Origin of the sequence: Luteimonas sp. TWI382 (genome assembly GCF_039674545.1) — a bacterium.
Lineage (GTDB): Bacteria > Pseudomonadota > Gammaproteobacteria > Xanthomonadales > Xanthomonadaceae > Luteimonas.
In genome coordinates, this window is sequence record NZ_JBDJNS010000003.1 from 156,821 (window position 1) to 182,913 (window position 26,093).

The 26,093-nt window shown below is 71.0% G+C and carries 21 protein-coding genes; 11 read left to right on the forward strand and 10 right to left on the reverse strand.

Annotation, left to right across the window (positions count from 1 at the left end):
• Positions 1–30: 30 nt before the first annotated feature.
• Together ABE505_RS03400 and ABE505_RS03405 are read left to right on the forward strand one after the other, a co-directional pair.
• Entirely contained in the window at positions 31–1,125 is a 1,095-nt protein-coding gene (locus ABE505_RS03400; protein WP_346441934.1) for an efflux RND transporter periplasmic adaptor subunit, read from the forward strand.
• Positions 1,122–4,199 carry an efflux RND transporter permease subunit gene (locus ABE505_RS03405; RefSeq protein WP_346441933.1) on the forward strand — a complete coding sequence of 1,026 codons (3,078 nt, stop codon included), beginning with the start codon at positions 1,122–1,124 and terminating at the stop codon, positions 4,197–4,199. Before ABE505_RS03400 ends, ABE505_RS03405 begins: the two co-directional genes overlap by 4 nt.
• Positions 4,200–4,250: 51 nt before the next feature.
• On the opposite strand, the gene ABE505_RS03410 is transcribed toward ABE505_RS03405, so the two are convergent.
• Entirely contained in the window at positions 4,251–4,670 is a 420-nt protein-coding gene (locus ABE505_RS03410) for an I78 family peptidase inhibitor (RefSeq protein WP_346441931.1), read from the reverse strand.
• Positions 4,671–4,773: 103 nt separating this feature from the next.
• Between ABE505_RS03410 and ABE505_RS03415 the strand changes: the two genes are divergently transcribed.
• Positions 4,774–6,495 (forward strand): M28 family metallopeptidase, encoded by a 1,722-nt coding sequence (locus ABE505_RS03415; RefSeq protein ID WP_346441930.1) that lies wholly within the window; start codon positions 4,774–4,776, stop codon positions 6,493–6,495.
• Positions 6,496–6,675: 180 nt separating this feature from the next.
• Here the strand turns inward: ABE505_RS03415 and ABE505_RS03420 are convergent, their stop codons facing one another.
• Positions 6,676–6,987, reverse strand: coding sequence for a hypothetical protein (locus tag ABE505_RS03420; RefSeq protein ID WP_346441929.1), 312 nt, complete (start codon positions 6,985–6,987; stop codon positions 6,676–6,678).
• A gap of 355 nt (positions 6,988–7,342) precedes the next feature.
• Here ABE505_RS03420 and ABE505_RS03425 point away from each other — a divergent pair, with 355 nt between their 5' ends.
• The 8 genes from ABE505_RS03425 to ABE505_RS03460 all read left to right on the forward strand — a co-directional run bounded on the left by ABE505_RS03425 (position 7,343) and on the right by ABE505_RS03460 (position 15,001).
• Positions 7,343–8,332: a DUF4105 domain-containing protein gene (locus ABE505_RS03425; protein WP_346441928.1), complete on the forward strand. Its 990-nt coding sequence runs from the start codon at positions 7,343–7,345 to the stop codon at positions 8,330–8,332.
• 37 nt (positions 8,333–8,369) lie between these two features.
• Positions 8,370–10,328 (forward strand): alpha/beta fold hydrolase, encoded by a 1,959-nt coding sequence (locus ABE505_RS03430; RefSeq protein WP_346441927.1) that lies wholly within the window; start codon positions 8,370–8,372, stop codon positions 10,326–10,328.
• Between the two features lie 265 nt (positions 10,329–10,593).
• Positions 10,594–11,370, forward strand: a complete 777-nt coding sequence (locus ABE505_RS03435) for an ATP-binding cassette domain-containing protein (RefSeq protein WP_346442081.1) — start codon at positions 10,594–10,596, stop codon at positions 11,368–11,370.
• Positions 11,371–11,422: 52 nt separating this feature from the next.
• Positions 11,423–12,166, forward strand: coding sequence for an MlaE family lipid ABC transporter permease subunit (locus ABE505_RS03440; protein WP_346441926.1), 744 nt, complete (start codon positions 11,423–11,425; stop codon positions 12,164–12,166).
• A gap of 67 nt (positions 12,167–12,233) precedes the next feature.
• Positions 12,234–12,779: an outer membrane lipid asymmetry maintenance protein MlaD gene (gene mlaD / locus ABE505_RS03445; protein ID WP_346441925.1), complete on the forward strand. Its 546-nt coding sequence runs from the start codon at positions 12,234–12,236 to the stop codon at positions 12,777–12,779.
• 11 nt (positions 12,780–12,790) lie between these two features.
• Positions 12,791–13,450, forward strand: a complete 660-nt coding sequence (locus tag ABE505_RS03450; protein WP_346442080.1) for an ABC transporter substrate-binding protein — start codon at positions 12,791–12,793, stop codon at positions 13,448–13,450.
• The gene (locus ABE505_RS03455; protein ID WP_346441924.1) at positions 13,447–13,737 is read left to right on the forward strand and encodes an STAS domain-containing protein; all 291 of its coding nucleotides are present in this window, start codon (positions 13,447–13,449) and stop codon (positions 13,735–13,737) included. Before ABE505_RS03450 ends, ABE505_RS03455 begins: the two co-directional genes overlap by 4 nt.
• A gap of 181 nt (positions 13,738–13,918) precedes the next feature.
• Positions 13,919–15,001, forward strand: a complete 1,083-nt coding sequence (locus ABE505_RS03460; RefSeq protein WP_346441923.1) for an MlaA family lipoprotein — start codon at positions 13,919–13,921, stop codon at positions 14,999–15,001.
• Positions 15,002–15,058: 57 nt separating this feature from the next.
• Here ABE505_RS03460 and ABE505_RS03465 read toward each other — a convergent pair whose 3' ends face one another.
• The 8 genes from ABE505_RS03465 to ABE505_RS03500 all read right to left on the reverse strand — a co-directional run bounded on the left by ABE505_RS03465 (position 15,059) and on the right by ABE505_RS03500 (position 26,027).
• Positions 15,059–15,604 carry a glutathione peroxidase gene (locus ABE505_RS03465; RefSeq protein ID WP_346441922.1) on the reverse strand — a complete coding sequence of 182 codons (546 nt, stop codon included), beginning with the start codon at positions 15,602–15,604 and terminating at the stop codon, positions 15,059–15,061.
• Positions 15,605–15,680: 76 nt separating this feature from the next.
• Positions 15,681–17,117 carry a DNA recombination protein RmuC gene (gene rmuC / locus ABE505_RS03470; RefSeq protein WP_346441921.1) on the reverse strand — a complete coding sequence of 479 codons (1,437 nt, stop codon included), beginning with the start codon at positions 17,115–17,117 and terminating at the stop codon, positions 15,681–15,683.
• A 294-nt stretch (positions 17,118–17,411) separates the two neighbouring features.
• Positions 17,412–18,560 carry an aldo/keto reductase gene (locus ABE505_RS03475; protein WP_346458263.1) on the reverse strand — a complete coding sequence of 383 codons (1,149 nt, stop codon included), beginning with the start codon at positions 18,558–18,560 and terminating at the stop codon, positions 17,412–17,414.
• Positions 18,561–18,677: 117 nt separating this feature from the next.
• Positions 18,678–20,642 (reverse strand): S9 family peptidase, encoded by a 1,965-nt coding sequence (locus ABE505_RS03480; RefSeq protein ID WP_346441919.1) that lies wholly within the window; start codon positions 20,640–20,642, stop codon positions 18,678–18,680.
• Positions 20,639–21,619 (reverse strand): alpha/beta hydrolase fold domain-containing protein, encoded by a 981-nt coding sequence (locus tag ABE505_RS03485; RefSeq protein WP_346441918.1) that lies wholly within the window; start codon positions 21,617–21,619, stop codon positions 20,639–20,641. Before ABE505_RS03485 ends, ABE505_RS03480 begins: the two co-directional genes overlap by 4 nt.
• The gene (locus ABE505_RS03490; RefSeq protein ID WP_346441917.1) at positions 21,616–22,248 is read right to left on the reverse strand and encodes an FMN-binding negative transcriptional regulator; all 633 of its coding nucleotides are present in this window, start codon (positions 22,246–22,248) and stop codon (positions 21,616–21,618) included. The genes ABE505_RS03485 and ABE505_RS03490 overlap by 4 nt, the downstream gene beginning before the upstream one ends.
• Positions 22,248–23,702, reverse strand: coding sequence for an amidase family protein (locus ABE505_RS03495; protein WP_346441916.1), 1,455 nt, complete (start codon positions 23,700–23,702; stop codon positions 22,248–22,250). The genes ABE505_RS03490 and ABE505_RS03495 overlap by 1 nt, the downstream gene beginning before the upstream one ends.
• 78 nt (positions 23,703–23,780) lie before the next feature.
• On the reverse strand, positions 23,781–26,027 hold the full coding sequence (locus ABE505_RS03500) for a TonB-dependent receptor (RefSeq protein ID WP_346441915.1): 2,247 nt from the start codon (positions 26,025–26,027) through the stop codon (positions 23,781–23,783).
• Positions 26,028–26,093: the final 66 nt, after the last annotated feature.

Below are 26,093 nucleotides of genomic sequence, written 5' to 3' on the forward strand. Positions count from 1 at the left end.
TCCCCGCTACCGCGGTCCGGGACCCTCGCCATGCGTGATCGACTATTGCGTTGTTGCTGTCTGCTGCTCGTCGCAGCGCTCTCGGCTTGTGGCGACGCCGATGGGCCCACCGCTGACGCGACCGCCGAGACCTCGGCGCTGCCGGTGTCGCTGGCGCTCGTGGAGCGCCAGACCATGGCGCGCACGGTCCTGGTGTCCGGGCCGGTCAGCGCGTACGAGGACATGCAACTGGGCGTGGAACTGAGCGGGCAACGTGTCACCGCGCTGGAGGTCGACGTCGGCCAGTGGGTGAAGAAAGGCCAGGTGCTGCTGCGGCTCGATCACCGCAGTCTGGACAGCGAACTGGCCCAGGCCGATGCGTCGCTGCGCCAGGCGCACGCTGCGCAGGCGCTGGCGCAGATGAACTACGCGCGCAGCGAGACCCTGGCGGCGCAGCAGCTGATCAGTGCCGGCAATCTGGACGAACTGCGTGCCGCGCGTCTGAATGCCGAAGCGCAGACCGCGACGGCGCGGGCGGCGCGCGACGCGGCGCAGTTGCGCCGCGATTTTGCGGACCTGCGCGCGCCCGCCGACGGCCTGATCTCCAAGCGCCTGGTGCAACCCGGGCAGGTGGTCGCGGCCGGTACCGAGTTGTTGCGTCTGATCCGCGACGGTCGCCTGGAATGGCGGGCCGAGCTGCCGGAGGCGCAGCTGGCCGACGTCGTCGTCGGCAATGCCGTGGTGCTGCAGTACGCGGACCAGACGATCGAGGGCCGCATTCGCGCGGTCAGTCCCGGTGTGGACGGGCAAACGCGCACCGGCACGGTCTATGCGGACCTGCCGGCGCCCGGCCCGTTGAAGGCCGGCGTGTTTGTCGATGGCCGTATCGTCACCGGTGAAGGCCAGGTGCTGACTGTGCCCACGGCGTCGATCGTGCAGCGCGATGGTCACAGCTATGTGTTCGGCATCGACGACCAGCAGCGGGCCACCCGACGCCGCGTGCGCACGGGCCAGACCGTCGCCGGCCGGACCGCGATCGTCGATGGCCTGGCCGCCGGCGACCGTGTCGTGCTCGACGGTGCCGGCTTCCTCGGTGAGGGCGACCGCGTACGGGTGGTTGGCGGCACCGGGGCGGCTGCGCGATGAACATCTCCGCCTGGGCCATCAAGCGTCCGTTGCCGGCACTGCTGATCTTCTTCGTGTTGTGCGTGGCCGGCCTGTGGGGGTTCCACCAGTTGCCGGTGGCGCGCTTCCCCGACATCGCGTTTCCGATGACCACGGTGACCGTGAGCCAGCCCGGCGCCTCGCCGAGTCAACTCGAGGCCGAGGTCACCCGCAAGGTCGAGGACTCGGTGGCCACGGTCAGCAACGTCAAGCGGGTGATATCGTCGGTCAGTGAGGGCGTGAGCACCACGACGATCGAATTCCAGCTCGAGGCCGACCTGGCCACGGCGCTGGACGACACCCGCGATGCGATCACCCGTATCCGCACCGACCTGCCGCAGGACATCCAGGAGCCGGTGATCTCGAAGGTCGACATCGGCGGTTCGCTGATGACCTATGCGTTGGTCGCGCCGCACATGACCGCCGACGAGGCCAGCTGGTTCGTCGACCGCGACATCGCCCGGGCGATGTACGGCGTGCCGGGCGTGGCCCGGGTCACCCGCGTGGGCGGCGTGCAGCGGCAGATCCGGGTGGATCTCGACCCCAGAGCGTTGATGTCCATGGGCATCACGGCCGGCGATGTCTCGCAGCAGTTGGCCCGCATCCAGGTCGAACGCGCAGGCGGCAAGACCGAGATCGCGGGTGCGCAGCAGACCATCCGGACGCTGGGCACCGTCGCCGATGCGCAGGCGTTGCGCGATTACGCGGTCGCATTGCCCGATGGTCGTGCGGTCCGGCTGTCGACGCTGGCCACGGTCACCGACGCCGCCGCCGATCCGACCGAGGCGGCGCTGCTCGACGGCGAGGACGTGGTCGCGTTCTCGATGTCGCGCACGCGCGGCTCCAGCGAGGTCAAGGTCGAGGCGGGCGTGCATGCCGCACTCGACCGCCTCAAGGCCGATCACCCCGGCGTCGATTTCCGGCTGGTCTCCACCGCGATCGACGAGACCCACCGGTCCTACGACTCGTCGATGACCATGCTTTACGAAGGCGCGTTGCTGGCGCTGCTGGTGGTGTGGTTGTTCCTGCGCGATTGGCGCGCGACCTGGGTGGCGGCGCTGGCGCTGCCGCTGTCGATCATCCCGACCTTCGCGGTGATGTACGCGTTCGGATTCACGCTGAATCTGATCACGTTGCTGGCGCTGTCGGTGGTGGTGGGCATCCTGGTCGACGACGCGATCGTGGAGATCGAGAACATCGTGCGCCATCTGCGCATGGGCAAGCCGCCGCTGGAAGCGGCGCGCGAGGCCGCCGGCGAAATCGGCAATGCCGTGATCGCCACCTCGCTGACGCTCGCCGCGGTGTTCGTGCCGGTGGCGTTCATGCCCGGCATCGCCGGCAAGTTCTTCCGGGAATTCGGCTGGACCGCCGCCACTGCGGTGCTGTTCTCGCTGCTGGTGGCGCGCCTGCTCACGCCGATGATGGCGGCCTACCTACTCAAGCCGCACGGCGAGGAGAAGGCCGATTCCCGGCTGATGGTCTGGTACCTGGGCTGGGTGGACGCGGCGCTGCGCCACCGGGGTCGCACGCTGTGGCTGGCGACGGGCCTGTTCGTCGCCTCGCTGGCGCTGGTGCCGTTCATCCCGACCACCTTCATCCCGCAGTCCGATCTGGGGCGCAGCAACCTGAGCCTCGAGCTGCCGCCGGGCACGCGCCTGCAGGAGACCGTGGCGATGGCCGAGCGCGCGCGCGGGCTGCTGGGCGAGATGCCCGAGCTTCGACAGGTCTATACCGCGGTGGGCGCGGTGCTCGATCTCGGCGATCCCGGCGCGACCGGCGTCGGCGAGTCGCGCAAGGCGGTCCTGGTGCTGGACTGGGGCACCGCCAATACCCGCGATCGCGACCAGCGGGTCCTCGAACGCGAGGCGCGGCAGCGTCTGGCCGACCTGCCCGGCGTGCGCGTGAGCTATGTCAGTTCCGAACCGGGCAACCTGCTGCAGCTGGTGCTGTCGGGCGACGACCCCCAGCGGCTGCAGGAGGCGGCGATCGCGTTGGAGCGCGACCTGCGCGGCATCCCAGGGCTGGGCAGCGTCACCTCCAGTGCATCGCTGCTGCGACCCGAAGTGCAGATCGTGCCCGTGCCGGCGCGCGCCGCCGACCTGGGCGTGGCCACGGCGGACATCGCCGAAGCGGCCCGCATCGCCACCGCCGGCGACTACGAGCAGCGCCTGGCCAAGCTCAACCTGCCCGACCGCCAGGTGCCGATCCGGGTCGGCTTCGCCGAAGCGGTGCTCGCCGACCCGGCGTTGATCGGACAGTTGCGCGTGCCCGGTCGCGATGGTCCGGTGCCGCTGGCCGCGGTCGCCGAGATCCGGCCCGGCAGCGGCCCGTCGCAGCTCTCGCGCTACCAGCGCCAGCGCAACGTAACGCTGACCGCCGAACTCAACGGGCGTCCGATGGGCGATGTCATGGCCCAGGTGCAGGCGTTGCCGAGCGTCAAGACGCTGCCGCCGGGCGTGAGCTTCCTCAACAGCGGCGATGCCGAGGTGTTCGTCGAGCTGTTCGTGGGCTTCGTGCTGGCGATGGCCGCCGGCCTTGTGTGCATCTACATGGTGCTGTTGCTGCTGTTCAACCACGCCTTGATGCCGGTCACGATCCTGGCGGCGGTGCCACTGAGCGCAGGCGGTGCATTCGGCGCACTGCTGCTGACCCAGAACATGCTCTCGCTGCCGGCGCTGATCGGCCTGCTGATGCTGATCGGCATCGCCACCAAGAACTCGATCCTGCTGGTGGACTACGCGGTGATCGCCGAGGACGAGTTGGGGATGAGCCAGCACGACGCGCTGGTCGACGCCTGCCGCAAGCGCGCCCAGCCGATCATCATGACCACATTGGCCATGGGCGCGGGCATGATGCCGATCGCGTTGGGCTTTGCCGGCGATTCGAGTTTCCGCGCGCCCATGGCGATCGCTGTGATCGGCGGCTTGATCACCTCGACGCTGCTGAGTCTGATCGTGATCCCGGCCGCGTTCACGGTCATCGACGACCTGGGCGACTGGCTGTCGCGCCGGTTCCGCCATCGCGGCTCGCACCCAGCCGTGCACGGCGCGACATGAGGCGCCTGGGGCCTGGCACCGGCGTGCCGGGCCCCCTTGGCCGCCGCGACATCAGCCGCAGCGGAATCCGGTGATCCGGCCCTCGGCGTCGAGATCGATGTTCAGCCGGTCTTCGCGGAAATCCATCGTCACCGCATCGCCAGGACGGATCGCGCGACGGGTGCGGGCGCCGGCATCCTGTTGGGCCTTGTCGAAAAGCGCGTCGTTGCCGGGCTGGCCGATCATGGCCTGCACCGCCTCGGTGTCGCAGGGCGTGGTGCCGATCGCGCCCTCGGCCGACGGCTCGCCGGCCGCCGCTTCGGTTTCGATCGCACTGCCGGCCCCGGTGTCGGCATCGGCGACGCCGGCTGCGGGCGGCTCTTCCTCGAAGCCCTCGTCATGGGCAGGTGCGCAGGCAGCCAGTGCGAACGCGGGCACCAGCAAGGCGGCCAGCATGGGCCGGGGCAGCGAAACGCGGAGGCGTCGTGACATGCAGTGCTCCTGTCGGGGGGACCATCTTCCACTTTAGCCGCTGGCAGGGGCCCGGGCCAGTTGCGGCATGATGGGGAGAATTCATGCGAGGAAGAATCCGCCGATGCCACGCCGCGCTGTCCCTGTCGCTCTTCTGTCCGCCGCCCTGGCGCTGTCGCTCGCCGGCGAGCCGGCATTCGCCGCCGCCGCCGGGACCGATCGCGGCCCCGCTCCGGCCGCAACGGCCGATGTGCCGGGCGGCGGGATCGTCGCCGACAATCTCGCCCGTCACCTGTCGGTGCTTGCCTCGGATGCCTTCGAAGGGCGCGCGCCAACGACCGAGGGCGAGCGCAAGACCATTGCCTATATCGCCGAACAGTTCGCGCAGGCCGGACTGTCGCCGGGCGGCGACGACGGTGGCTGGACCCAGGCGGTCGTCCTTGAGCGCAGTGCGATCGTCGGCCCGGTCGAGGCGCGGCTGCATGTCGGCGGCCAGACGCGCGCGCTCGCCAATGGCGAGGACATCGCGGTCGAGACCCTGCGGCCGGGCGCGCGCGTGGCGCTGTCCGACCTGCCGGTGGTGTTCGCCGGCTACGGCATCACCGCGCCGGAACTCGACTGGGACGACTACGCGGGTCTCGACGTCGCCGGCAAGCTGGTCGTGGTCCTGATCAACGATCCCGATTTCGAGGCCGAGGCGCCGGGTCGCTTCGGCGGGCGCGCGCTGACCTGGTACGGCCGCTGGACCTACAAGTACGAAGAGGCCGCGCGACGCGGCGCGGCCGGCGTGCTGATCGTCCATGAGACCGAGCCGGCGTCCTACCCGTGGGCGACGGTGCGCAACGGTCGCGCCGGGCCGCAGTACGACATCGTCCGCGCCGACGCCCAGACCCATCACCTGCCGATGCGTGGCTGGATGCAGCGCGAGGTCGCGGTGCGTCTGTTCGCCGATGCCGGGCTCGATTTCGAGGCCGAAAAGCGACGGGCGCAGCAGACGGGCTTTCGCGGCAGCGCGCTCGGCGATGCGCGCCTGGACATCGCCTTCGACGTGCAGCGCGAGCGCGTGACCAGCCACAACGTGGTCGGCGTGCTGCCGGGCGCGTCGCGTCCCGACGAGACGGTCGTGCTGTCGGGCCACTGGGACAGTTTCGGTGTCGGCCAGCCCGATGCCAGTGGCGATGCGATCATCAACGGCGCGGTCGACAACGCGACCGCGATCGCGTCGCTGATCGAACTGGCGCGCGTGTTCGCCGCCGGTCCGCGCCCGGCGCGTACCTTGCAGTTCATCGCATTGACGGCCGAGGAGAACGGCCTGCTCGGTGCGACCTATTACGCGGCCAATCCGCTGCGTCCGCTCGAGACCACGGCCGCGGTGCTGAACATGGAAATGTGGAGCCCGGACGGCGAAACCCGCGACATCTCGTCCTGGGGCAACGGCCGCGTCTCGCTCGAGCGCGATCTGGCCGCGGCGGCGGCCATCGACGGCCGCACTTGGTCGCCCGATCCCAATCTCGAAGCGGGGCTGTTCTACCGCGCCGACCATTTCGCATTCGCCCAGGCCGGGGTGCCGGCGCTGACGATCGGTCCGGGCATGGACCAGCTCGATGGCGGCGTCGAAGGCGGCAAAGCGGCGCGCGCAGACTACTTCGCGCATCGCTATCACCAGCCCGGTGACGCCTTCGACGACAGCTGGGACATGGCCGGCCCCACAGCCGATACGCGCACGGTCTACCGCCTGGCGGCGGCGCTCGCCAACACGGGCGACTGGCCGCAGTGGAACGAGGACAGCGAGTTCCGCGCGCGTCGAACCGTCAGCGACGAGGCCCGGCGCAACCCGTCGCGCTGACGCACCTGGTCGCGCCGATGCCGCCACCCTCGGGTGGATGGCATGTTCGATTTCGAGCCGAATGCGCCAGTAAGCCAACAAAGAGCCGCCCGTGAACACACGGGCGGCATGTCGGTTGGAGCGCGTGTCGCGCCTGCCGCGTGTCGAACCGGGCAGAGGAGCGCGATCGGAACGCGACGATCAGGTGCCGGTCGTTCCGTCCTGACCCGTCGGGGGTGCCGGCGGCGTGGTCGTCGGATCGGTGGGTGGCTGCATCGTGGGATCGGTCGGCGGCGGCATGCTGGGGTCGACCGGGTCGTTGATCGGCAGCGTCGGGTCGGTCGGCGGCGGCATCATCGGGTCGCTGGCCGGTGGCGTCTGCGAGTCCATCGGCGGCGGCGCCGTCGCCGGATCGGTCGTGGACGCAGGGCCGGTGGCGGGCGTGTCGTGGTTGTTGCACGCAGACAGCGCGAGGGCGGCGACGGCCGCAAGAGGAAGCACGATACGACGCATGGAAAACTCCTGGGTCGGTCGGAAGTGACGCGCCCAGTCTTCCGCGCCGGGTGTGGCGGGGGTGTCGTGATTTGGCTCAAATTGCGTGAGTGTCCCGCCTCCGGCACGCGTGCGGTTCAGGGTCGCAGCATGCCGTGAGATGCGTCCGGCGACACGCCGGACGGCCATGGGCCGCGTGCGGGCGGGCTCTGAGGGCGGACTTAAATAGTGTACTTGCTGGTTCAAATATTGCTAGGATGAACGCGTCCTGCCTATTGCAGGCCCGGCTCGAACCGCGACCATGGCGCCCGATTTCCGTTCAGATCCCCCTCCAACGACATCCGGCAACCCGGCCCGGCGCTGGCTCGGTGCCGCCATGGCCGCGCTGGCGGTCGTGCCTGTCGCCCTGTGGGGGGCGTTCGCGTTGGGGTACCAGGCGCCGGCGCCCTGGCGATGGCCATTGATCGCGGCCTGGTTGTCGGTTGCGGTGGCCGTACTGGTGTCCCTGCCGCCACGGCCGCGTCGGGCGCGGGGTCGTATCGCGCCGGTCGTCGGCGGGATCGCGTTGCTGATGCTGCTCGGCTGGTGGCAGACCTTGATGCCCTCGCACGCGCGCCTGTGGGCGGACGATGTCGCGCGATTGCTCGACGCCGATGTCGATGGCAGTCGGGTCACGCTGCGCAATGTCCGCAACTTCGACTGGCGCAGCGACCAGGACTACACCGTGCGCTGGGAGACGCGCACCTATGACCTCGATCACCTGGTGTCGGCCGATCTGATCCTGTCGTACTGGATGGGGCCGCACATCGCCCACACGCTGATCTCGTTCGGCTTCGACGATGGCCGGCAGCTGGTGTTCTCACTGGAGATCCGCAAAGAGCGCGACGAGTCGTTCTCGGCGGTCGGCGGCTTCTTCCGCCAGTTCGAGACCGTACTGGTGGCGGCCGACGAGCACGACATCGTGCGCGTGCGCAGCAATGTCCGCGGCGAGGACGTGTATCTGTACCGGCTCGACGTGCCGCCGGCGGAACTGCGCGAGGTGTTCCTGGGCTATCTGGACGAGGCGGCGCGGCTGCGTCGCAAGCCCCGCTTCTACAACACGCTGACCAGCAACTGCACGACCATCGTGTTCGCGCTCGCGCGGCGCATCGCGCCGGCGCTGCCGCTCGACTACCGGCTGCTGCTGTCGGGGCACTTCGACGGCTACGCCTACGACCACGCTGGGCTGATGCCCGGCTACGACCTGGACACGCTGCGGACAGCCGGGCGCATCACCGCGCGCGCCCGCGCTTTCGACGGGCCGGCGGCCGATTTCCCGCGCGCAATCCGCGAAGGCGTGCCGAGCGCGCCTGCCGCCGCGCCATGACCGGCGGCTGCGGCGGGCGGTCGTCGTCGCGCTGCTGGTGGCCTTGCTGGGCGGCTGCGCGATCCTGCGTGAGTTCGGCCCCTCGGTCGCCGTCGAGCCGATGACGCCCGGCGAGACCATCGCGCTGCAACGCGGCGACATCCTGACCACCGGTCGTCTCAGCGCCGCCACGGCGCAGACGATCCGCGTCGCCGGCCTCGACACCGCCGCCTGCGCGCAGCCGTCGATCGCGTGCATCGACGCGTTGCCGGGGGTGGAGGGGATCGCGGACGAGCGCTTGCAATCGGCGGTGTCGGAACTGTGGTTGCAGCACGCCCTGGCGCTGGCCTCGCCGGTGCCTGGAAAGCCGATCGACCCGGCAAGCGCGGACGCCCGGCTGCAGGCGCTGTTCGAAGCCGCGCGCCATGCCTACGTCTACCTGTTCTACACCGCGCGCTCGCCGGGGGAGCGTGCGTTCGAGGATCGCCAGACCCAGGTCCGGGACTGGTACAACCATGCCGTCCAGGCGGCGGCGACACAGCTGTTCGATACCCGCTTGCGCAGCGCGCCGGCCGCCGACCGCATCGAGGTCGTTGGCTGGACGCTGCATATGGACGTGACCGGCGTGCGCCTGCCCGGCGGCACGGACATGCCGCAGGAACTGCTGCCGGCCGCATCGCTGTCGTTCAAGGGCCTGCGCAGCATCTACCGTCGTGATGGGTTCGGCGCTGAGATGGTGGCAGTGATGGACGACCCGGTGGCCGCCGCCGCTGCGGCCGCGCCCCAAGCGCGCGCCGGGCACGGCCCCGAAGTGCCGGCGTGGAGCGAGATGCCTTCGCCGAGCCTGACCCTGCTGTTCCGCTTTCCGGGTGAGGATGCGGCCCAAGTGCTGGCCACGCGCGAGGTGCTGGCCAGCGCGCACGACCCCTACATCGAGGACACCGTCGTGCTGCGCGGCCAGCCGGTGCCGCTGGCCGCGAACTTCAGCGCCGGTTACGGGCTGTGGCTGGCGCGCTCGGGCTTCGCCGTGCAGTCGCTGCGCACCTTGCTGGGCCGCGAGCGCGGAATCGAGCGTCCGCACCTGTACATGATGCAGCCCTACGATCCGCAGCGGCGCATCGTGTTGATGATCCATGGCCTGGCCAGCAGTCCTGAGGCGTGGGTCAACGTCGCCAACGAAATCATGGGCGACGAGGCGCTGCGCCGGAACTACCAGGTCTGGCAGGTCTATTACCCGACCAACATGCCGATCGCGCTCAATCAGGCGGCGATCCGGCGCCTGGTGATCGATGCGCTCGCGCACGTCGATCCCGACGGACAGGCCCCCGCTTCGCGCGACATCGTGCTGATCGGCCACAGCATGGGTGGGGTGATCGCACGGCTGCTGGTGTCGTCGTCAGGCGATGCGCTGTGGGACGCAGTCGTCGAGGCGCGCGAGATCGAACCGGCGCGGCTGGCGCGGATCCGCCCCAGGCTCGAACCGATGCTGCGCTTCGAGCCGATGCCGCAGGTCGGCCGTGCGGTGTTCATCGCCGCGCCGCACCGCGGCACCGAGGTCGCCGGGACCCGGCTCGGGCGTTGGATATCGGGCCTGGTGCGATTGCCACTGACCTTGCTCGAGGGCTTCGGCGACGTGATCCAGGCCTTGGCCGGCCACGATGCGGACAGCGACGCGACGCGCTCGCCCAACAGCATCGACAACCTGTCCAAGGACGATCCGTTCGTGCGCGCGGCGGCGCAGTTGCCGATCTCGCCCGCGGTGCGGCTGCACTCGATCGTCGCGCGGCGCAGCGCCGAGGGCGACTTGGCCGACAGCGACGATGGTCTGGTGCCGTACCGCAGCGCGCACTTGCCGAACGCGCTGTCGGAAAAGGTCATCGTGTCCGGGCACAGCGTGCAGGAGACCGCACCGGCGGTCCTGGAGATCCGCCGGATCCTGCACCAGGACATGGCGGGGCGCCCGGACGCCACGCCGGTGCGGCCCGGCCACGAAGCGATCGTCGATCCAGGCGCGTGACGCGCGCCCGGATCGGTCGTCGGCACGACACCCGATCCGACCCCGCGTCCGGCCCAGCCAGTGACGGGCGCACCGCGTCCCACATCGGGCGATCGGGCGATCGGGCGGCGCGCGAGGCGCTGCGTCTCGCCGCCAAGGCGTTCAGGGAGGCACGAATTACTGTACTATTCGGTTCAGTCACTCCGCCTGTGTTCAGTTGCATTCCGCCAACCTTGACGGGTTTTTAACTTCGGCTGCTTGCGTGTCCTTCGATCCCGCTCCCGACATCGCCGTCCGTCTCGACCGGGTCCGTCTCGACCGCAGCGGCCGGACCGTGCTCGCGGACATCGACCTGACGGTGCCGCGCGGCAGCGTGACCGCGGTGCTGGGCCCGTCGGGGAGCGGCAAGTCGACGCTGCTCTCGGCGCTGACCGGCGAGCTGGTGCCCGCCGCCGGCAAGGTCGAGGTGTTCGGGCGTCCGGTGCCGCAGCGCCAGCGCGCGCTGTTGGAGATGCGCAAGGGCATCGGGGTACTGCTGCAGGGCAACGGCCTGCTGACCGATCTCACGGCGGCCGAGAACATCGCGCTGCCGCTGCGCATCCACACCGACCTGCCCAAGCCGGTGATCGCGCGACTGGTCGACATGAAGCTGCAGGCGGTAGGCCTGCGCGCGGCCGCCGATCTGTATCCGCGCGAGCTGTCGGGCGGCATGGCGCGGCGGGTCGCGTTGGCCCGCGCGCTGGCGCTCGACCCGCCGCTGATGATCTACGACGAGCCGCTGACCGGCCTGGATCCGATCGCCTCGGGCGTGATCATGAGCCTGATCGCGCGGCTCAATGCCAGCCTGGGGTTGACCAGCATCGTGGTGACCCACCATGTCCACGAGACGCTGCCGGTCGCCGATCGCGCGGTGGTGATCGCCAATGGCCGGATCGTGTTCGCCGGCACCCCAGCCGCGCTCGAGGCCTCCGAGGACCCGCTGGTGCGGCAGTTCCTGCGCGGCGAGCCCGATGGGCCGATCGCGTTCGACCGTGCCGACCTCGTCCGGACGGAGGCGGCATGACGCGCGCGATCCGTCCGTGTACCGCCCGCCATCGCTGCCCGGGATGCCGCCGATGACCGCCGCCATCCGTTCGCTCGGCCGTGCCGGGCTGTTCTCGTTGTCGGTGCTGCGCGCCTCCCGGCCGACTGCCGACTTCTTCGCCGAGTTGCTGCGCGAGGTCTACAAGATCGGCGGCCGTTCGTTGCCGATCATCGCCGTGGGCGGCGCCTTCGTCGGCCTGTCGCTGACGCTGCTGGGTTACCGCGCGCTGGAGACCTACGGCGCCAGCAACCAGGTCAGCGTGCTGATCGGCCTGGGCCTGTACCGGGAACTGGCGCCGGTGCTGACTGCGCTGCTGTTCGTGGGCCGTGCCGGCAGTTCGATCGCCGCCGAGCTGGGTCTGATGCGGGCCACCGACCAGATCACCGCGCTGGGCCTGATGGCGATCGACCCGGTCGCCAAGGCGGTCGCGCCGCGGTTCTGGGCGGCGGTGATCTGCGTGCCGCTGCTGACCGCGTTCTTCTGCAGCCTGGCGCTGTCGGCAAGCTGGTTCCAGGCGGTCCAGGTGCTGGGCATCGACAACGGCATGTTCTGGCAGACGATGCAGGATGCGGTCGACTTCCGCGGCGATTTTCTGACCGCGTTCCTGAAGTCGGCGGTGTTCGGCGGCACCGCGGCGCTGGTCGCCTCCTATGTGGGCTTCCATGCCGAGCCGACGATCGAGGGCACCTCGGTCGCCACCACGCGGGCGGTGGTCAACGCCTCGCTGCTGGTGCTGATGTTCAACTTCGTGATGTCCGCATTCCTGTTCCGTTGATGCCCGATCCGGCGTCCGGTCTTTTCCTTCACCGCCGCGCAGGCGGCCCGCTGCAAAGGTGACACCCATGACAAGCGCCCGTGGTCCCCGTCTCGAGTTCGCCGTCGGCGCGTTCCTGCTGCTGGCGCTCGGCTCGCTGCTGGTGCTGGCGATCGCCTCGACCAACGGCAAGTTCGGCTTCGGCCGTGGCGGCACATACGAACTCACCGCGCGTTTCAGCAATCTCGGCCAGTTGCGCCCCAACGCCCCGGTGAAGATCGGTGGCGTGACCATCGGCCGGGTCGACAGGATCGACCTGGACCCGGTGAAGTTCGATTCGATCGCGACCCTGGCGATCGAGGACCGCTACGCCGAGATTCCGGCCGACACCTCGGCCGCGATCCTCACCGGCGGCCTGCTGGGCGAGAGCTACGTCGGCCTGTCGCCTGGCGGCGACCTCGAATCGCTGCAGCCCGGCGAGGAGATCGCGTTCACCTCGCCGGCGGTCGATCTGATCCAGATGGTCGGCAAGTACATGTTCAGCGGTGGCGGCGATGCCGCGCCGCCGGCGGACGATCCGCCCGCCGCCGCGTCCCCCGACGCGTCCCCCCGTGACGAAGGAGTGCTCCCATGATCCGCATGCCCCTGATCCGCCGTGTGCTGCCGCTGGCGCTGGCCGCCGCACTCGCCCTGCCGGTCGCGACCGTGTCCGCGCAGGCCCGTCCGGCCGCCGCGCCGGTCGCCGACGCCCAGGCCGGCTCCCCGAGCCAGTTGGTGCTGGCCAACAGCGAACGCGTGCTCAAGACGATCGAGGCCCGGCGCGCCGAGTTCAGCCGTGACCGCGCGGCGCTACAGCGCTTCATCACCGGCGAGTTCGACACCATGTTCGACCGCGACTACGCCGCGCGCCAGGTGCTCGGACGGCATGGGCGCGGCGCCTCGGATGCCGACGTCAAGGCATTCGGCGATGCGCTGGCCGAGAACCTGATGCGCCGCTACGGCTCCTCGCTGCTCGATTTCAACACCCAGCTGCGCGTGCGCATCAAGTCCGAGGCGCCCCTGCCGCGCGGCCTGGGCGTGCGTGTGTCCAGCGAGCTGCTGCGCAGCGGCGGCGAGCCGGTCCCGGTGGATTACCTGATGCGCCAGAGCGGCGGCACCTGGAAGGTGTTCGACGTCATGGTCGAGGGCGTGTCGTTCGTGCGCACGTTCCGCGAGCAGTTCGACCCCGAGCTGCAGCGCAAGTCGATCCAGCAGGTCGCCCGCGAACTGCGCGCCGGCCAGATCCAGGCCGACACCGGCCGATGAGCGCGCCCGCCGCAGCCTCGGTCCGGCGCGACGGCGATGCCCTGGCGTTCGCCGGCGCGTTGTCGGCGGTGACGGTGCCGGCGCTGTGGCCGCGCGTGCAGCCGCTGCGCGCCGGCGCCAGCCGTCTCGACCTGACCACGGTCACTGCCGTCGACAGCGCCGGGCTCGCGTTGCTGGCCGAACTGGCCGGGGACGGTGCGCTCACGGTCCACGGCGAACCGCCGGGCCTGGCCGAGCTGCGCAGCGCCTACCGGCTGACCCCGGCGCTGGCCTACGTGCGCGCGTGACGCGCGGCGTGCAGGACGGCGGGTGTATCGTCGTCGTCGCCGACGCGGTCGGTTCTGCCCTGAGGTCGCGCCTGCGCGCGGCATCGGCGCCGGACCCCGGGGGGACGACGGCGAGACCACCGGCGCCCCTTCGATCCAGGGTTTCTTGATGTTCCATCGGCCCCCCCACCGGACTTCTCCGATGTCGACACCGCTTCGTACGTTCCGCCCGATCCTGCCGCTGCTCGCCGCGGCCACGCTCGTCGCCTGCGCCGGGACCGGCGCGCCGCGCGATCGGGTTCCCTCGCCGGTCGCGGTCGATGCGCCTGCCCCGACCGAGGTGCCCGACGCGGCCCAGGCCGATGCGTCCGAGCGGCCGGTCGCGCCCGATCAGGCCACGGTCGTGGCGGCCTTCGACGAGGCTGCGCGCATCGCCGGCGATGCCACGCCCGCGGATGGCACGCCGGTCGCCGACATGCCGACCCAGGCTGAGCTCGATTACGCCGCGCTCTACGGTGAGCAGGTCTACGACCCGGTCGCCGACCCGACGCTGCCGGCGGCCGCGCAGATGCCGCGCAGCTACGACCCGTGGGAACCGTTCAACCGCAAGATGTTCGCGTTCAACAGCGCGGTCGACCGCGGCGTCGCCAAGCCCCTGGCCAAGGTCTACGCGAAGATCGTGCCGCGGCCAGTGCGGCTGGGCGTGACCAACTTCTTCAGCAACCTCCGTCAGCCTGTGTCGGCGCTCAATGCGCTGCTGCAGGGGCGGCCGAAGGACGCCGGTCAGTCGCTGGGCCGGTTCGTCGTCAACAGTACGCTGGGCATCGGCGGCATCTTCGACCCGGCTACCGACGCCGACATCCCGCATCGCGATGCCGATTTCGGCCAGACGCTGGGCGTGTGGGGCTGGCAGAACTCGCGCTATGTCGAGCTGCCGCTGTTCGGCCCGCGCACGCTGCGCGACGGGTTCGGCATGGTCGGCGACGCGCCGCTGTCGCCGCTGCGCCAGCTCAGCGACGACACTTGGCGCTATGGCCTGCAGGGTCTGCAACTGGTCGACCTGCGTACGCGGCTGTTCGTGGTCGACAGCATGCGCGAGGGCGCGACCGACGAGTACGCGCTGATCCGCGATGCCTGGATGCAGCGCCGCGCCTATCAGATCGAGTCGGTGCGCCGCCATCGCAGCGACGACGACGACCTGCCCGATTACCTCTACGAAGACGACGCGATGCCGACCGTGCCGGTCGATGCGATCCCAGTCGTGCCGGGCATCTCCAACCCCTGAGTCACAGCGGGGCCGCATGCGGTCCCGCCGTCGATCGTGTGGGCGGGGCGAACCCGCTCAGCCCGCCAGCGCGGCCTCGACCGCCGCGCGCAGCCGCGGATCGTCGGCGGTCACGTCCGGCGCGAAGCGGTCGACGACGCGACCGTGGCGGTCGATCAGGAACTTCTCGAAATTCCACAGCACGCCCGGCGCCGGGTTGGGGGTCATGCCGTGGCCGCGCAGGCGTTCGCGCATCGGACCCTCGCCGGTCGCCTGCGGCTGCGCCGCGGTCAGCGCGGCATACAGCGGATGCGCGTTTGGCCCGGTGACCGCGATCTTGGAGAACAACGGAAATCCCACGTCGTAGTGGAGCGCGCAGAACTGCTGGATCTCCGCGTCGCTGCCCGGCTCTTGGCCGGCGAAGTCGTTGGCCGGAAAGCCCAAGATCTCCAGCCCCGCCGCGTGCTGCTCGCGATACAGCGCTTCGAGTCCGGCGTACTGCGGGGTCAGCCCGCACTTGGAGGCCACGTTGACCACCAGCAGCGCCTTGCCGGCGTAGGCGCCGAGTGTCGTGGTCTCGCCATCGATGGTCGTGAGCGGGATGTCGGTCAGTGCTGCGGTCATGGGATGCGCCGGCAGGTGGGGGAGCGCCGATCATGCCACCGCCGCGCCGTCATGGCGGCGGCGATGCGGGCGCCGGTCAGTCCTGCGCGCCGTCGACGCTGTCGTCGAGCGCATCGCCCAGCAGCGCCTGCGCGTCCGGGCCGGGCAGCGACTCGACGCCGCGCAGCTGGCGCTCGATCGCACGCGTGCGCACACCCGCCGCCTTGATGCTGTTCTGCACGGTGTCGAGCTGGCTGGTGGCGCGCTCGAGCACGGTCGCGAACTTGCCGAACTCGGTCTTGACCGCGCCCAGCACCTGCCACACCTCGCTCGAACGCTGCTCGATCGCCAGCGTGCGGAAGCCCATCTGCAGGCTGTTGAGCAGCGCGGTGATCGTCGTCGGCCCGGCGACCACGATGCGGTGCTCGCGCTGCAGCAGATCGACCAGGCCGGCGCGGCGGATGACCTCGGCGTAGAGCCCTTCGGTCGGCAGGAACATCACCGCGAAATCGGTGGTGTGCGGCGGGCACACGTACTTGTCGCAGATCGATTTGGCCTGCACCCGGATTGCGCGTTCGAGCTGGGCGACCGCGGTCTTCACGGCCTCCGCGTCGCCCTGTTCCTGCGCATCGAGCAGGCGCTCGTAATCCTCGCGCGGGAACTTCGCATCGACCGGCAGCCACACGACGGCGTCGGCATCCCCGCGGCCCGGCAGGCGGATCGCGAAATCCACGACTTCCGCACCGCCCGGCTTGACCCGCACGCCACGGCCATACTGCTCCTGGGTCAGCGTCTGCTCGAGGATGTTGTCCAACTGCACCTCGCCCCAGCCGCCGCGGTTCTTGACGTTGCTCAGCACGCGCTTGAGGTCGCCCACGCCGGTCGCCAACTGCTGCATCTCGCCCAGGCCGCGCTGCACCTGCTCGAGCCGCTCGGACACCAGCTTGAACGACGCGCCCAGGCGCGCCTCGAGCGTGGTCTGCAGCTTCTCGTCGACGGTCGCGCGCATCTGCTCGAGCTTGGCGGCGTTGTCGGCCTGCAAGGCGCGCAGCTGCTGCTCGAGCGTGGCGCGCATCTCACCGATGCGCTGCTCATTGCGCTGGGTCAGTTCGTTCAGGCGTGCGCCCAGCGCATCGGCGAACCGCTGCTGCTGGTCCGCGCCCTCGGTGCGGGCCTTGCGCGCGTCCTCGCCCAGCGCCGCGCGCAGCACGTCGAGGCGTTCGTCGGTGGTGCGGGTGAATGCGTCGAGCCGTGCATCGGTGCGCACGGTGAACTCATCCAGCCGCTGGTCGGTGCGTGCGGCGACCGCCTGCAGTTGCGCGCCGAACGCGTCGATGCGCTGCGCCTGGGCAGTGGCGAAGCCATCGAGCTGCTGGCGCAGCTCCGTCCGGCCCGCGCGCTGTTCCTCGCGCAGCGCGCGCTCCAGCGCCTCGCCGCCCGCGCCGGGACGACGCAACAGCAACAACACGAGCAGGCCCGTCGCGACCGCGACGAGGACGAGGATCAAGGCGAGCAGGACGACATGCGGGTTCATTGGCGCCAAGTGTAGCCAGCCCCGTCGCATGCGGTGCGTCGCCGGTGGCGATGGCCGCGCGTCTGCGATCAGGGCGGGCCTGTGCAGGTATGGCCACGATGCGTCGAACCTTGCTCGCGCTCGGGCAAGCGGCTGTTGGCGGCGCCGGCCGGTTACTTCCGCAAGGGCGACTTGGACATCACCGCCGCGCGCTAAGGCGTGCCGCGCGTGGAGACGCTGCCAGCGCTGATCGCGGCCGTGCGCGCCCGGCTGGCGGCCTCGCACTCGGCGCCGTAGCGCCGGGGGCGGGCTGCATCAGCCCGCTGCAGGCACCGGCGCGTTCGCAGCGACGATGCCGGCGCGCCGCAGGTCGTCCCAGACGCCGCCGGGAATCGCCACCGACATCGAGGCGATGTTTTCCTGCACCTGCCGCGCGTTACGTGCGCCGGGCACGATCGCCGAGACGACCTCGGGCGCATTGGCGAACTGCAGGGCGACAGTGCGCAGGTCGACGCCGTGCGCACGCACGATTTCTTCGGCTTTCGCGCGTTTTTGCTGGGCATCGGCCGGCACCGGCTGCGACCCGTACAGGTAGCGGTCGCGACCGGTCAAAAAGCCGGCCAGCAGCGGTGAGCCGACGATCACCGAGATGTCCTTCGCGGCGAGCTTGGCGAAGGTGTCGTCGAGCGCGCGCTGGTGGTCGAGCAACGAGTATTGGCAGGCGAGCAGGAAGAGATCCGGGTCGGCCACCTCGATCGCCCGCAGCGCCGGGTCTGGCGTGTTGACGCCCATGCCCCAGGCCTTGATCAGGCCTTCTTCGCGCATCTTGGTCAGCTCGACGAAGGCGCCGGTGCGGGCCTGCTCGAAGTACTCGGTCCAGCGTTCCTTCATGTCGCCGTTGTCGGGCGACAGATCATGGATCAGCACGATGTCGATCGCATCGATCCCCAGGCGTTGCAGGCTGTCCTCGATCGAGCGGCGCGTGCCGGCCGCGCTGTAGTCGTAGCGGTAGTCGAACGGCGGCGGGTCCTTCCAGCCGACCTTCGGCGTTTCCTTCGTCGCGGTCAGCAGGCGGCCGACCTTGCTGGAGATGACGTACTCGTCGCGTGGTTTCTGGCCCAGCACATGGCCGAAGCGACGTTCGGAGCGGCCCAGGCCATACCAGGGCGAGGTGTCGAACAGGCGCATGCCGCCGTCCCACGCGGCCTCCAGTGTGGCCTGCGCGTCGTCCTCGGTGACGACCGCCCAGTTGTTGCCCAGTGGCGCGCCGCCCAGCCCGACGCGCGCGCGCGGGCGGTATCTGCCGCTGCCCGCGGGATTGGTCGGCAGCGCAGCGGACCGGCGATGGCCCTGCGTCGGCAGGACATCGCCGGGGGCGGTCTGGGCGCGCGCGGCCAGCGGCGCGGCGGCGAGGGTGGCGGCGCCGAGGGCGGCGGCGGACAGGAAAGCGCGTCGGGAGGACATGGCGGGCTCCATCGTGCGGGGAAACGGGCAGCACCGCCCCGCGCGCGGGCGCCGGGGCGATGCCGTGATCCCGCACCCTGCCAGCCCGCACGGCTGCGGACCGTGAACCGAGCCGGTTCAGCGCAGCGTGCGATCGAGCCAGTCGAGCACGCGTTGCTGCAGATCGATCTCGTGGGCCTGTTCGTGGAACCAGTGCGGGCCGCGCGGATAGGTGACCAGCTCGACCGGCGTGCCGTTGAAGCGCAGCGCGCGATGGAGCATCTGCGCCTGCGACAGTGGCACGCGCGCGTCGGCCTCGCCATGCAGGATCAGGACCGGGACGTGGATGTCGCGCGCGTGGTGCACCGGCGATTGCGCGTCGTAGGTCGCGCGCTCGCGCAGCGGATCGCCGAAGTAGCCGGGCAGGTAGTCGGGCACGTCGTTGGTCAGCGCCGCGCTCGCCAGGTCGAGCACGCCGGCGCCGACGATCGCAGTGCGGAACCGGTCGCTGCGTGCGACCGCCCAGGCCGACAGGTAGCCGCCATAGCTCCAGCCACCGATCGCGACGCGCGCCGGATCGGCGATGCCGTCGCGCTCGAGCAGGTCGAGGCCGTCGAGCACGTCCTGCAACGGGCCGTCGCCCCAGTCGCCACGGGCGAGTTCGGCGAATTCGCTGCCGTGCCCTTCCGAGCCGCGCGGGTTGGGCAGCAACACGGCGTAGCCGCGTGCGGCGAGCAGCTGCGCCCATTCGTGCCACGAGCCCTGCCAGCCCGACCACCAGGCCCAACCCGGCCCGCCGTGGATCTGCACCAGCGTCGGCAGCCGCGTCGCACCGTCCCAGTCGGGCGGGGTGACCAGCAGGGCGCTGATCAAACGGCCATCATGCGAGGCGGGCCATTCGAGTTCGCGCACCCGACCCAGCCGCCAGCCGGCGACCTGCCGATGGTGGTCGCTGCGTTGCGCCAGCCGCGTGCCGTCGAAGGTCCAGACATTGCCGGGGCTGTCGTCGCGCAGGCCGAGGTAGGCGGCGCGGCCATCGGCGGCGACGGTGAAACCGCGGAACGGAATCTGCGGCCGCGCGCGCTCGGTCGCCGCGCCGGTCGCCGCATTGAGCTGCACCAAGGCGCCGCGGATGCCGCGCTGGCCCTGGCCGAGCAGGGTCGCGTCATCCTGCCAGCGCGCCAGCCACAGCGTGCCCGGCCAGTGTTCGCCAAGCGCGACGCGGGTGTCGCGAGCGATGTCGTGCACGATCGGTGTGGCGACCATGCCGTGCGTGCCCAGGCGGCCGTACAGCAGCCGGGTGCCGTCGGGCGACCACTGCAGCGGATGCGCCGAGGCATGCGGTTCCAGCGGCGCACCGATGCGTCCGCTGGCGACGTCGAGCAAGACCACTGCCGAGTCGTACCAGTAGTCGTTGAGCGTGGTGCCCGAAGACGTGCGCAGCGCCAGCGTGCGGCCGTCGGGCGACCACGCCAGGTCGTGGACCTGCAGCCCGACCGGCGTGAGCGCGCGTGCCGCGCCATCGGGCAGCGCACGCAGCCACACGCGCGAGAAACGTGTCGGCTGCTCGACCACGACGGCATCGTCCTTGGCCGCCAGGCGCGCGGCCTCATCGGGCGAGGGTGGATCGGTCTGCAGCCAGGCGAGCCGGGTGCCGTCGGGCGACAGGTCGAACGCGGTCACATCGGCGGGCGTATCGGTGAGCGGTGTCGCCGCATCACCGTCGGCGTCGACGCGCCAGACCTGGGTCGGGCCGGTGGCGTCGGCGCCCGGTGGCCGACGGTCGGACAGGAACAACAACTGCCGGCCGTCACGCGACCAGCGCGGCTGGCGGTCCTGGGCGTCGTCCGGCACGGGCAGGGCACGCGGCGCAGTGTCGCCGTCGAACGCCACGCGCCAGACCTGCGTGCGTGGCGCTGCGCCGCCGGGCTGCGGCGTGCCGACGGTGTAGGCGATGCGGCGTCCGTCGGGCGCGATCTGCGGATCGTCGACGGCGGCCAGCGCGGCGATGTCTTCGGGGGTCGGCAGGTGGCCGTGCGCAGGGACGTGCGCGGACGCCAGTCCGGGTAACAGCAGCAGGCCCAGCGCCAGACGGCGGATCATGCGCCCGCTCCGGCAGGCGCCAGCCGCGTGCGCAGCCAGCTGGCGCCGCGCGCCAGCGCATCGCGCGCGATGTCGGACACCGACATGGCCTCCAGGAAGCTGTGCGGCGCCCCGGCATACGCCTGCGCGTCGACCTCGACGCCGCTCGCACGCAGGCGCGCCGCCATCGCCGCGTTCTGCGCCGCGAGCACGTCGCGTTCGCCCCACAGCAGCAGCGTCGCGGGCAGGCCGTGCAGTGCGGCATGCGCGGGCACGGCCGCGGGGTCGCCGCAGCGGTCCGCCGCCTCACCGAGATAGGCGCGCCAGTAATCGGCCATCTCGTCCGCGCCGAGCATCGCATCGTCGCCGCCCAGCGTCGTCGCCGAGTCGGCGTCGATCGCGGTGTCGAACGCACCGTAGTGCAGCAGCAAGCCGGCGAGTCCCGTCTGCCCATCCGCGTCGCGCAACTGCAGTGCGCTGGCGAGTGCGAGATTGGCGCCGGCCGAGTCGCCGCCGATCGCCAGTCGCGTGGCATCGAGGCCGAAGTCGTCGGCGCGCGCGCGCAACGCACGCACCGTATCCACACATTGCCGCAGTGCGGTCGGATAGGGATGCTCGGGCGCAAGCGCGTAGTCGATCCCGACCACGACGATGCCCGCGCGCGCAGCGAGTTCGCGCATCAGCCGGTCGTGGGTGTCGAGGCTGAAGAGACACCAGCCGCCGCCGTGTACGTAGACCAGTGCCGGAGCCGGGTGGCTCGCGCCCGCCGGACGGTAGACGCGCACGTCGAAGGCGCCCGCCGCGCTGTCGATGCGATGCGTGGTGGTCTGCGCCATCGTCGGCCCACCCGCGCGCCACGGCGTCCGTACGGTCTCGGCGATCGCACGCCGCTGCGGCCAGTCGAGCGTGCGGCCGCCGGCCAGGCGGGCGCCTTCGCTGCAGATCGCGGTCACGAAGCCGCGCAGCATCGGGTCCAGCGCGTCGGGCGCGGCGCTCATGCGTGGCGGTCCGCGGCGAAGTCGCGCATCCAGTCGACCAGCGCGTGTTCGCCGCCGCGGGTCAGGCCCGCGAGCAACTGCGCGAAGTCGTGCGGCGCTTCGTCCTGGCCGAGCTTGAACGTGGCGCGGGTGGCGGCGATGTGGCCGCGGATCGCGGTCACTCCGCTCGCCAGCCGGGCGTAGCGTTCGCCCATTTCCTGCATCGACCAGGCAGCCGGGCGGCCCGCTTCCATCGACGTCACCAGCGCATCGAGCTCGTCGGCGATGTCGGCCTGGCTGTCGCTGCAGGCGACGTCCAGCGTGAACGCAGCCGCGGCGTAGTTCCAGCTCGGGGCCTGGGTGCGGTCGTCGAGCCAGCTCGGCGACACGTAGGCGTGCGGACCGATGACCAGGGCATGGGCCCGCGGATCGCGTTGCAGCCTGGCCACGTGCGGGTTGCGTCGTGCCAGGTGGCCGCGCAGTGCGACCAGCCGCCCCTGGGCGTCGCATTCCACGCGCAACGGCAGCGGGGTGAACGCCGCATCGTCGCCGCCGGGCGACACCAGCCAGGCGAAGGGTTGCGCCTGGACCAGGCGCACGATGTCGCCGTCGTGGCGGGGCGCATAGCGGGTGTCGCGGGCGTGACCCATCAGCGTGTGTCCTCGTGGTTGGCCACCGACGTCGGTGGCCAGCGATCTTGCCAGGGTGCGGCCGCCTCCAGTTCGTAGGCCAGCGCCAGCAGCAGGGCTTCGCGGCCGCGGTCGGCCGCGAACTGCACCCCGATCGGCAGGCCGCTGTCGCTGTGCGCCAGCGGCAGCGAGATCGCAGGGGTGCCGGCAAGGTTCTGCAGCGGCGTGTAGGAGATCCATTCGAACATCGCCGGCAACAGCGCGGCGAAGTCGCGGTCGGGCGCCAGCGTGCCCAGGGTCGGTGGCGGCGTGCGCAGGGTCGGACACAGCAGCACGTCGTAGTGCGCGTGGAAGCGCGAGAACAGGTCCGGCAGCGCGGCCATGGTCGTCCAGGCGCGTTCGAGCTCGGCGACCCCGCAGTGCGCCTCGTGCCACTGCGCCAGGCCCTGCGTCCACGGCTCGAGTGCGCGCTGCGCGAATGCGGCGCCGCCCTGGGCGGTCGCCAGTTCGACCGCGTCCACGCCCAGCCGCGACCACAAGGTGTGCAACGCCGCCCAGACCGCCTCGCCGTCCAGAGGCCAGGTCACCGCCTCGACCGCATGGCCCAGCGATGCGCACAGCTGCGCGGCCGACTGCGTCGCCGCCGCGACCTCGGGAGCGGGCGCCAGCCCTGGCAGCGATTCGAGCACCAGTCCGATGCGCAGGCGTTTGCGATCCGGCCCGGTCACCGCGGCCGGGCGGTCGGGATGCGCGGTGGCGAAGGCCCAGGCGGTGTCGCGAACACTGCGCGACATCAGGCTGTCGGCGACGATCAGGTCCTCGATCGCATGGCGGCCGCGCACCTGCACGCAGGCCCCACGCCCGGGCTTGAGCCCGACGACGCCGCAGGCCGAGGCCGGAATGCGGATCGAGCCTGCACCGTCGCTGCCGTGCGCCAGCGGCACGATGCCGGCCGCGAGTGCGGCTCCGGCGCCGCCGCTGGAGCCGCCCGGCGAATGCGCGCGCGACCACGGGTTGCGCGTGACCGGGCCGAGCAGCGGTTCGGTCGAGCCCATCAGGCCGAACTCGGGCATTGCGCTCTTGCCGATCGCCACCAGGCCCGCAGTGTCGAAGCGCTGCACGAACGGCGGCGCCTCGGTCGCCGGTTCACTGCTGCGGCTGCGCGAGCCGCCGCGCGTGGGCATGCCCGGTACGCGCAGCGAATCCTTCGCCAGCCATGGGACACCGGCCAGCGGCGCGGCCGGGTCCGGGCCTGCGGCATCGAGTGCGCGCGCGCGGCGCCGGGCATCGTCGAACGCCGGATGGCTCAACGCGCCGAGCGCGGGATCGAGCAATTGCGCGCGGACGATCGCCGCCTCGGTGAGTTCGAGCGCGGACACCTTGCCGCTGCTGCGCAGCGCGGCCTGCGCGTGCGCGTCCAGCCGGCCCAGCGCCAGCGCATCGGCGCGCCCGGCCGGGGAATCGAATGACGTCATGGACTCGTGCATCTCCTGTCGCGCCGTGCCCGGGTTGGGCCGGCATGAAGAATTGCGACGCGGCGCAGCCGCGTCGGATCAGTAGCGCCAGTGCACCGTCACGCCGAACGTGCGCGGCCGCACCAGGCCCTGGCCGATGCCGTTGACCTCGGACACGCTGCGGGTGATGCCGCGCACGTCGCCCAGGTTGCTGCCGAACAGGGTCAGGTCGGTGCTGCCGAAGGTCATGCGATAGCGCAGGTCGACGGTGTTGTAGTTGCCCTGGGTGTGACGGACCGCACCGGGCACGGCCGATGCCAGGTCGCTGATGCCGCTGCCGACGTACTGGTGGGCGAGCGTCAGCGTCGGCGCGAAGCGTGCGTCGAACTGGTAATTGAGCACGTTGCTGACGGTCCAGTCGGCCGAGCCTGGCAGCTGCGCACCTGCCGGCGCGGTGCCGGCCCAGAGGATCTCCAGGTCCTCGTCCAGTCGGGCCTGTTGCCAGGTCGCGGCCAACTGCCAGTCGAAGCCGGCGACCGGTCGCCAGGTGGTCGCCAGTTCGACGCCGCGGCTGTAGGCCTGGCCGCCGTTGCTGGCGTAGTTGTAGAAGTCGGGCGTTTGCTGGCGCAGTTGGATGTCCTTCCAGTCGACGTAGAACAGCGTGGCGTCGACCAGCCAGCGGCCGTCGGCGAAGCTGCTGCGTGCGCCGAGCTCGTAGTTGACCAGGCTGTCGCTGCGCGAGCCGGCGGGAATCGGGTAGGCGCTCAGGCCCCCTGTATTGGGTTCGCCGAAGCGGAAACCTTCCGACACCAGCGCGTAGACCATCAGGTCCTGCGACGGTGTCCAGGTCAGCGAGGCCTTCGGATTGAAGCCGTCCTCGTCGGTGCGCGCCCGGGTGACGACCGGGGCGCCGGGCCAGGTGGAGAACCCGACCTGGGTGCTGCGCGACTCGACGCGGGTGCGGAAGAAGCGGCCGCCGAGAGTGGCTTTCCACTGGTCGTTGAAATGGAACGTGCCCTCGCCGAAGACCGCCAGTTCGGTGCCGTCGAGATGGCTGTAGAACGCGTTGAAGATCGCGTCGTCCGGCGCGATGACCGCGCCGCTGCCCGGTCCGAACAGCGGCGAGCGGTCGAACGCCCCGGCCGCCCCCTGCGCGCCGAGCGCTTCGTAGGTGGCCTTGTCGGTCTGGAACACCATGCCCCCCACCAGCCACTCGAGCCGTTGCGCACCGGACGAGGCCAGCCGCAGTTCCAGGCTGCGTCCGGTGCTTTCGCCGCCGGATGCGATGTACAGCGGGGTGTCGAGATCGAGCCCGAGGTCGGCGTTGTAGGCGCCGCGGATCGGGGTGTAGTCGAACTGCCAGTCCTGGCGCTTGTCCTGCTGGGCGAGCAGCGCGGTCAGGGTCGCAAAGCCCAGGTCCTGGTCCAGCCGCAGGCTGTGCACCGCGACCCGCGTGTCGGTGAACTCGGGAATCGCGGTATTGCGCTCGAACTCGCCGAGCCCGGCGATGCGGTAGCTGTTGTCGTCGGCATCGGTGTTCTGCCACAGGCTCAACCAGCTCAGTGTGGTGGCCTGCGATGGCGTCAGCGTGACCGACAGTCGGCCGCCGGCGGTCCGGCTGTCGTTGCTGCCGTCGCGGCCCAGGCCGATGTTGTCGAGGTAGCCCGGGTCCTCGCGCAGCTGCGCGACGGCGCGCACCGCGAGCACGTCCTGCGCGATCGGCAGGTTGACCATCGCCTTGGCGCCGAAGCCGACATCGGCATTGCGGGTCTGGCTGGCGGTGAGTTCGGCGGCGGCGTCGAAGCCCGAGGCATCGGCGAGGTTGGCGACGTAGTTGATCGCCCCGCCCATCGACGCCGAACCGAACAAGGTGCCCTGCGGTCCGCGCAGCACTTCGACGCGATTGATGTCGAAGGCGTCGATGTCGGGGACGACGATCGTCCAGCCCGGCTCGGTCAGCGGCACTTCGTTGAGGAAGTAGCCGGTCGTGGTCTGCCCCTGCACGTTGCCCGAGCTGGTCGCGATGCCGCGCATGACCACATGCGAGACGCCCGGCTGGTAGTTGTTGAACACCACGCCGGGCGTGCGCTGGATGTAGTCGCCCAGCGACTGTGCGCCGAGATCCTCGAGCTGCTGCCCGGTGACCGCCGACACCGAGCCGGCGATCTCGCGCACCGACTCCTGGCGTTTGCCGGCGGTGACGATGATGGTGTCGAGCTCGGTGGTCGAGGGTCCGGTTGCTGCGGCGTCCTGTGCCAGGGCCACGGCCGGGGCCGTCAGCAACGGCGTACACAGACAGGCCAGATGAACGGCGCGGGTCAGGCGTGAGACGGTAGGCGGCTGCATGGGAATCCCCGTTTGGCGGTGGCTGGACACGGATACGTCCGTGGCGCGGCTGGGCGTCCCCTTCCC

Bases quoted from the DNA above. Each gene is read 5' to 3' on its own strand.
- ABE505_RS03400 (WP_346441934.1), top strand. From the start codon at position 31: ATGCGTGATCGACTATTGCGTTGTTGCTGTCTGCTGCTCGTCGCAGCG.
- ABE505_RS03405 (WP_346441933.1), top strand. From the start codon at position 1,122: ATGAACATCTCCGCCTGGGCCATCAAGCGTCCGTTGCCGGCACTGCTG.
- ABE505_RS03410 (WP_346441931.1), bottom strand. From the start codon at position 4,670: ATGTCACGACGCCTCCGCGTTTCGCTGCCCCGGCCCATGCTGGCCGCC.
- ABE505_RS03415 (WP_346441930.1), top strand. From the start codon at position 4,774: ATGCCACGCCGCGCTGTCCCTGTCGCTCTTCTGTCCGCCGCCCTGGCG.
- ABE505_RS03420 (WP_346441929.1), bottom strand. From the start codon at position 6,987: ATGCGTCGTATCGTGCTTCCTCTTGCGGCCGTCGCCGCCCTCGCGCTG.
- ABE505_RS03425 (WP_346441928.1), top strand. From the start codon at position 7,343: ATGGCCGCGCTGGCGGTCGTGCCTGTCGCCCTGTGGGGGGCGTTCGCG.
- ABE505_RS03440 (WP_346441926.1), top strand. From the start codon at position 11,423: ATGACCGCCGCCATCCGTTCGCTCGGCCGTGCCGGGCTGTTCTCGTTG.
- mlaD (WP_346441925.1), top strand. From the start codon at position 12,234: ATGACAAGCGCCCGTGGTCCCCGTCTCGAGTTCGCCGTCGGCGCGTTC.
- ABE505_RS03455 (WP_346441924.1), top strand. From the start codon at position 13,447: ATGAGCGCGCCCGCCGCAGCCTCGGTCCGGCGCGACGGCGATGCCCTG.
- ABE505_RS03460 (WP_346441923.1), top strand. From the start codon at position 13,919: ATGTCGACACCGCTTCGTACGTTCCGCCCGATCCTGCCGCTGCTCGCC.
- ABE505_RS03465 (WP_346441922.1), bottom strand. From the start codon at position 15,604: ATGACCGCAGCACTGACCGACATCCCGCTCACGACCATCGATGGCGAG.
- rmuC (WP_346441921.1), bottom strand. From the start codon at position 17,117: ATGAACCCGCATGTCGTCCTGCTCGCCTTGATCCTCGTCCTCGTCGCG.
- ABE505_RS03475 (WP_346458263.1), bottom strand. From the start codon at position 18,560: ATGTCCTCCCGACGCGCTTTCCTGTCCGCCGCCGCCCTCGGCGCCGCC.
- ABE505_RS03480 (WP_346441919.1), bottom strand. From the start codon at position 20,642: ATGATCCGCCGTCTGGCGCTGGGCCTGCTGCTGTTACCCGGACTGGCG.
- ABE505_RS03485 (WP_346441918.1), bottom strand. From the start codon at position 21,619: ATGAGCGCCGCGCCCGACGCGCTGGACCCGATGCTGCGCGGCTTCGTG.
- ABE505_RS03490 (WP_346441917.1), bottom strand. From the start codon at position 22,248: ATGGGTCACGCCCGCGACACCCGCTATGCGCCCCGCCACGACGGCGAC.
- ABE505_RS03495 (WP_346441916.1), bottom strand. From the start codon at position 23,702: ATGACGTCATTCGATTCCCCGGCCGGGCGCGCCGATGCGCTGGCGCTG.
- ABE505_RS03500 (WP_346441915.1), bottom strand. From the start codon at position 26,027: ATGCAGCCGCCTACCGTCTCACGCCTGACCCGCGCCGTTCATCTGGCC.